This window comes from Streptomyces triticisoli, from assembly GCF_003270085.1.
GTDB classification, from domain to species: Bacteria; Actinomycetota; Actinomycetes; order Streptomycetales; family Streptomycetaceae; genus Streptomyces; species Streptomyces triticisoli.
On the sequence record NZ_QFDQ01000236.1, the window covers coordinates 1 to 5274 of the forward strand.

8 protein-coding genes and 1 pseudogene are annotated in these 5274 nt (G+C 71.9%); 3 read left to right on the forward strand and 6 right to left on the reverse strand.

Features of this window, described 5'->3' with window-relative positions:
• Window positions 1-95: 95 nt before the first annotated feature.
• Together DEP02_RS28315 and DEP02_RS34170 are read left to right on the forward strand one after the other, a co-directional pair.
• Window positions 96-302 (forward strand): hypothetical protein, encoded by a 207-nt coding sequence (locus DEP02_RS28315; protein ID WP_112470521.1) that lies wholly within the window; start codon window positions 96-98, stop codon window positions 300-302.
• Window positions 303-434: 132 nt separating this feature from the next.
• Window positions 435-584, forward strand: a complete 150-nt coding sequence (locus DEP02_RS34170; RefSeq protein ID WP_198668628.1) for a hypothetical protein — start codon at window positions 435-437, stop codon at window positions 582-584.
• A gap of 77 nt (window positions 585-661) precedes the next feature.
• On the opposite strand, the gene DEP02_RS28320 is transcribed toward DEP02_RS34170, so the two are convergent.
• Window positions 662-1651 carry an aldo/keto reductase gene (locus tag DEP02_RS28320; RefSeq protein ID WP_112470522.1) on the reverse strand — a complete coding sequence of 330 codons (990 nt, stop codon included), beginning with the start codon at window positions 1649-1651 and terminating at the stop codon, window positions 662-664.
• Window positions 1652-1703: 52 nt separating this feature from the next.
• Complete coding sequence (locus DEP02_RS34175) at window positions 1704-1859, reverse strand: DUF6131 family protein (protein ID WP_198668629.1); 156 nt, start codon at window positions 1857-1859, stop codon at window positions 1704-1706.
• Window positions 1860-2007: 148 nt separating this feature from the next.
• Here DEP02_RS34175 and DEP02_RS28325 point away from each other — a divergent pair, with 148 nt between their 5' ends.
• Window positions 2008-2835, forward strand: a complete 828-nt coding sequence (locus DEP02_RS28325) for an alpha/beta fold hydrolase (protein ID WP_112470525.1) — start codon at window positions 2008-2010, stop codon at window positions 2833-2835.
• A gap of 22 nt (window positions 2836-2857) precedes the next feature.
• Here the strand turns inward: DEP02_RS28325 and DEP02_RS28330 are convergent, their stop codons facing one another.
• From DEP02_RS28330 to DEP02_RS35920, 4 genes and pseudogenes are all read right to left on the reverse strand, one after another.
• Window positions 2858-3478: an acetate uptake transporter gene (locus DEP02_RS28330; protein ID WP_112470523.1), complete on the reverse strand. Its 621-nt coding sequence runs from the start codon at window positions 3476-3478 to the stop codon at window positions 2858-2860.
• Between the two features lie 126 nt (window positions 3479-3604).
• Window positions 3605-4468 carry an urease accessory protein UreD gene (locus DEP02_RS28335; protein WP_232839309.1) on the reverse strand — a complete coding sequence of 288 codons (864 nt, stop codon included), beginning with the start codon at window positions 4466-4468 and terminating at the stop codon, window positions 3605-3607.
• Between the two features lie 8 nt (window positions 4469-4476).
• Window positions 4477-5172: an urease accessory protein UreG gene (gene ureG / locus DEP02_RS28340; protein ID WP_438947806.1), complete on the reverse strand. Its 696-nt coding sequence runs from the start codon at window positions 5170-5172 to the stop codon at window positions 4477-4479.
• A pseudogene (locus tag DEP02_RS35920) lies at window positions 5162-5274 on the reverse strand (urease accessory protein UreF); the annotation flags it as partial. The pseudogene DEP02_RS35920 and the gene ureG, both read right to left, overlap by 11 nt.

The following is a 5274-nucleotide window of genomic DNA, read 5'->3' on the forward strand; positions in this document are numbered from 1 at the left end:
CACATGTACACCGGCAACGGCAGAACACTCACCGTAAAACACTCACCCACCTACGGAGCCGGCCATGACTGAGCCGCGACAGGGAGGAGCAGACGATGGGCAGGATCAGAGTCGGCAGGCCCGATGTGAAGCACGACACCCCCGGGCACGTCACCGGGCTGCACCAGGGCAACTTCGGCCCGTACCAGCGGCAGCCGGGCCACCACAAGGACGGCACCTCCGACGCCCGGCGGTCCACGGGCATCCACTGGAAGAAGCACAACGCGATCATGAAGATCATGCCGAACATCTCGCCCGGGTGACCGGCCTCGCCGGAGTCAGGACGGGACAACAGGCCAGGGCAGGAGGGACAGATGATGCAGAGACAGGCGAGGCGGACGAGGCGAAGGCCGATGAGGCAGGCGAAACGGATGAAAGGGGGCGCCGGCACGGGGATGACGGGCAAGCAGGTGGTGGCGGCGGAGCTCGCCGTCGTGGGCGGGCTGGTGCTCGCCCTGCTGATCAAGGAAATGCCCGGGCTCGTGCGCGAGATCCGCATCTGGCGGATGGTCGGTTTCCGCGCCGGCTCCCGTCACCCGCGCTGAACGCGCGCCGTACGACCGTGCAGCCGCCTCGACGCCACCCGCCGACACGGTCCCGCGTCAGCCGACACGGTCCCGCGTCAGCGGTTCACGGAGCGCATTCCGGCCTCGTCGTAGCGCTCCCCGGCGGGCTCGGGTAGTTCGGCGTCGATGCGTGCCAGGTCGTCCTCGGTCAGTACCACGTCGACGGCCGCGGCGTTCTGCTCCAGGTAGGTACGGCGCTTGGTGCCGGGAATCGGCACCAGGCCGTCGCCCTGGGCCAGTACCCAGGCGATCGCCAGCTGCGCCGGAGTCACGTCCTTCTCCTGGGCGATCTCCCTCACCTTGGCCGCGAGCCGGAGGTTCGCCTCCAGATTGTCGCCGGTGAAGCGGGGTCCACCGCGCCGGAAGTCCCCTTCGTCGAGCTCGTCGGGGGAGGCGAACCGGCCCGCGAGGAAGCCGCGGCCCAGCGGCGAGTAGGGAACGAACCCGATGCCGAGCTCCCGGCACACGGGCAGAACTCCCTCCTCCGCGTCACGCGTCCACAGCGAGTACTCGGTCTGCACCGCGGTGATCGGGTGGACGGCGTGCGCGCGGCGGATGGTCTCCGGCGCCGCCTCGCTCAGGCCGAGGTGGCGCACCTTGCCCTCCGCGACCAGCTCGGCCATGGCGCCGACGGTCTCCTCGATCGGCACGTCGGGGTCGACGCGGTGCTGGTAGTACAGGTCGATGCGGTCGGTCCCCAGCCGCTCGAGCGAGCCGTGGACGGAGCCTCGTACGTGATCGGCCGAGCCGTCCTGCGGGCCGATCGTGCTCATGTCGCCGGGTACGGCGTGGTCCATCCGGTAGTTGAACTTCGTGGCGATCACGTACTCGTCGCGATGTCCCCTGATGGCCCGGCCGACCAGTGACTCGTTCGTGAGCGGCCCGTAGAGCTGGGCGGTGTCGAGGAAGTCGACGCCCAGCTCCAGGGCGCGCCGGATGGTCCTGATGCCCTCGTCCTCGTCGGTGGTCCCGTAGAAGGCGGACATCCCCATGCAGCCGAGGCCGATGGCCGACACGCGGAGGTCCCGCAGCCTGCGCTGCTTCATGTGTCCCAGCCTTTCCTCGTGACAGGTGGTCGAGGCCGGGGACGCGGGTCGCTCACCAGTAGTGGCGGCGGCCGGCCACCGCGTGGCCCAGGGTCCCCAGGAGCCAGAGGATCGCGCCGATCACGGCGAGAACGATGCCGATGGTCCACAGGACCGAAATGCCGGTGACGAAGCCGACGACGAGCAGGATGACGCCAAGGACGATCATGACCGCCTCCCGTGGCGGATAGTGCCTCACTCACCGTGTACCCCGTTATCGCGCGATATCGCCCCGGGCCGGGAAGGGGACCATGGGGGAGAGGCACGATCCGCCCGAAGGCGTGCCCGTTCCCCCGGCTGAGCGAAAGGTGATGAGCATGCCTGTGTGTGCCACGCGCGACGGGGTCGAGATCTTCTACAAGGACTGGGGCCGGGGACGTCCGGTGGTCTTCGTCCACGGCTGGCCCCTGAACGGGGACGCCTGGCAGGACCAGCTCAAGGCGGTCGCCGACGCCGGATACCGGGGCATCGCCCATGACCGCCGCGGTCACGGCCGCTCCACCCCGGTCTACGACGGCTACGACTTCGACACGTTCGCCGACGACCTCGACGACCTGCTGACCCACCTCGGTCTGCGGGACGTCACGCTGGTGGCGCACTCCATGGGCGGCGGCGAACTCGCACGGTACATCGGCCGCCACGGCACCGGACGCGTGCGCTCGGCCGTTCTGCTCTCCGCCATCACTCCGCTGATGCTGCAGGGTCCCGACAACCCCGAGGGCGTCCCGCAGTCCGTCTTCGACGACATCAGGGCCGGCATCCTCAAGGAGCGCTCGCAGTTCTGGAAGGACACCGCCGAGGGCTTCTTCTCCGCCGACCGCCCGGGGAACAGGGTCACCCAGGGCAACAAGGACGCGTTCTGGCACATGGGCATGGCGCAGACCATCGAGGGCGCCGTCGCCTGTGTCGACGCCTTCGGCACCACGCCCTTCCACGAGGACCTGAAGAAGTTCGACATCCCCACCCTGGTCGTGCACGGCGACGACGACCGGATCGTGCCCCTCGACGCCACCGGCCGCAAAGCCGCACGGATCGTCTCCGGCGCCGAGTTGAAGGTGTACGAGGGCGGCAGCCACGGCCTCGCCATGGTGGACGGCGACAAGCAGCGCTTCAACCAGGACCTGCTGGACTTCCTCTCCCGCTGACCCCGCCGGCCGGCCCGCCCGCTCAGCGGGGCCAGGTGGGCAGCAGGGTCCGGCGGTGCGAGGCGTTGATGACGGCGGCCGCCGAGGCGTACCAGGCGACCAGGCCCGTGGCGATGCCGAACCAGCCGCCGATCCGTGTGATGACGTGCGGTCCCGGGCCGCCCTGGAACTCTCCGACGGCCAGGAGGATGTAGGTGACGGTCAGCAGCAGGAGCACCGCGAAGACGGCGAGACTGGTGCGCAGCGCGGCCACCGCCATGTAGGCGGTGAAGATGCCCCAGGCGAGCAGGAACAGGCCCAGGCCGTTGTGCGTGTCGACGGTGGCCACGCGCGGCACCAGCCACCAGTACGTCAACCAGAACGCGCCGTAGGAGACGAACGCGGTCGCGCCGAAGGTGTCGCCGCGACGGTACTCGAACAGGCCCGCGATGAACTGGGCGAGTCCGCCGTAGAACGCCGCGAGCCCCAGCACCGGGAGGATCGCGGCGGGTTCCTCGATCAGGCCGGCGTTGAGGATGGACAGCAGGACCGTGGTCATCGCGAATCCCGCCAGCCCCAGCGGGGCCGGGTCCGCGAAGCCCGCCGCCCGGGGGTCGGCCGGGCGGGCCTCCTCGCGAACGGACTTGCTCATGTCGTCAGTCATGACCGGAATCCCTTCGCCCTGAGGCCGGCAGGACCAGCCGGAGCCCGACGAGCGTTGCGTGTATTCATCACGTGGGTACCCATTTGTCCTGCTCCCAGTCGTCCGGCCCGCGGCACCCGCAGGTGATCAGACGCTGGAACCGCGTACCGCGCACGCGGCGCGCGGTGCGCGGTCCGGCGACGGGGGAGCGGCGAGGACGCCGTCCAAGGCGGCATCCAGCCGGCGGCGCAGGGCCGTCGAGTCCGGGGCGAGCGCGCTGATCAGGAGGCCGGGCCCGGGCAGCGCCATGACCGCGCTGTCCGCACCGCCGCCGCCGCCGTCGTCGTCGGTGCGGGCGTGCGGGTCGGCGGCGGGGTCGACGAGCAGCACGGACCCGACGGCGTGCCGGCCGCCGGTGACCGCCGGGCCGTCCCAGCCGGGCGCGTCCGGCCCTGCGGCGAGTTCCTGGTCGTACAGCGGACGGTCCTCGACCTCCACCCGCAACCGCTGGCGCAGCGCGCCGGGTTGTTCGCCGTACCGGCCGAAGAGCACCTCCTCGCGCAGCAGCAGCCGTGCACCGGCGGCCAGCGCGACGTGGACGGCGGTCCGGTGGCGGCAGCCGTGCGCGGCGATCACCGGCTGGGGCAGCCAGGCCAGGGTCCCGCCGGCCTCGACCCGGATGCCGACGTCGAAGCGGGACTCCTCGCCGTGCGGGCCGGGCAGCAGCACGGTGGGGGAGACCTCACCCAGGACGAGCGTGCTGCCGGCGCCGACCCGCACCTCAAGGCCCAGCCGGTCGCCGCCGACCGGACCCGCGCCGCCGGCCGCGAGGTGGACACCCAGGGCGGCGGCGTCGCGTTCCGCCCAGGCGGTGACCGTGCGGCGTTCGCCGAGCAGGGTCCGCCGCAGCATCAGGGGCCAGTGGGAGCGCAGCAGTTGGAGGCGGGTGCGCGGCCGTGCGCCGGGCCGCGCATCGTGTGCGGTGGCCAGCCGGGCCTGTGCCTGGTGCACGGCGGACCTCACCCGCCGGCCGGGGCCAGCAGGGAACGCACCCACGCGGTGACCTCCCGCGCCGCGGGGTCCTCGACCAGGGACAGGAAGCACACCGGGCGGTCACCGCGCTGGGCCTTGGCGTCGCGGGCCATCACCGCCAGGTCGGCGCCCACCCGGTCGGCCAGGTCGGTCTTGTTGACGACCAGCAGGTCGGCGGAGGTGACGCCCGGGCCGCCCTTGCGGGGCACCTTGTCGCCGCCCGCGACGTCGATGACGAAGATCTGGTGGTGGATCAGCCCCCTGCTGAAAGTGGCCGTGAGGTTGTCCCCGCCGCTTTCGACGAGGACCAGGTCCAGGGGCGGCAGGCTCCGTTCGAGGTCCTCGACGGCCTCCAGGTTGGCGGAGATGTCGTCGCGGATGGCGGTGTGCGGGCAGCAGCCGGTCTCGACCGCACGGACCCGCTCGGCGGGCAGGACGCCGTTGCGGAGCAGGAAGTCGGCGTCCTCGGTGGTGTAGATGTCGTTGGTCACCACGGCCACCTGCAGCTCACCGGCGAGCGAGCGGCACAGGGCGGCCACGAGTGCGGTCTTGCCCGATCCCACCGGGCCGCCGAGCCCGATCCGCAGCGGACGTCCGGGCTCGCGGGGCAGCCCGCCGGACGCCTCCACGAGCGGGTGGGGGTGCGGGTGCGGGTGGTCGGGGTGAGGGGTTTCAGGAAGCAAAGAGACGCACCTCCCAGTCGGCGTGGGCTTGGGCGGAGACGTCGAGCAGCGGCGCCCCGGGCGCCGGCAGCCGCGCGGGCGGGGCGGCGGCGTGGGCGGCCG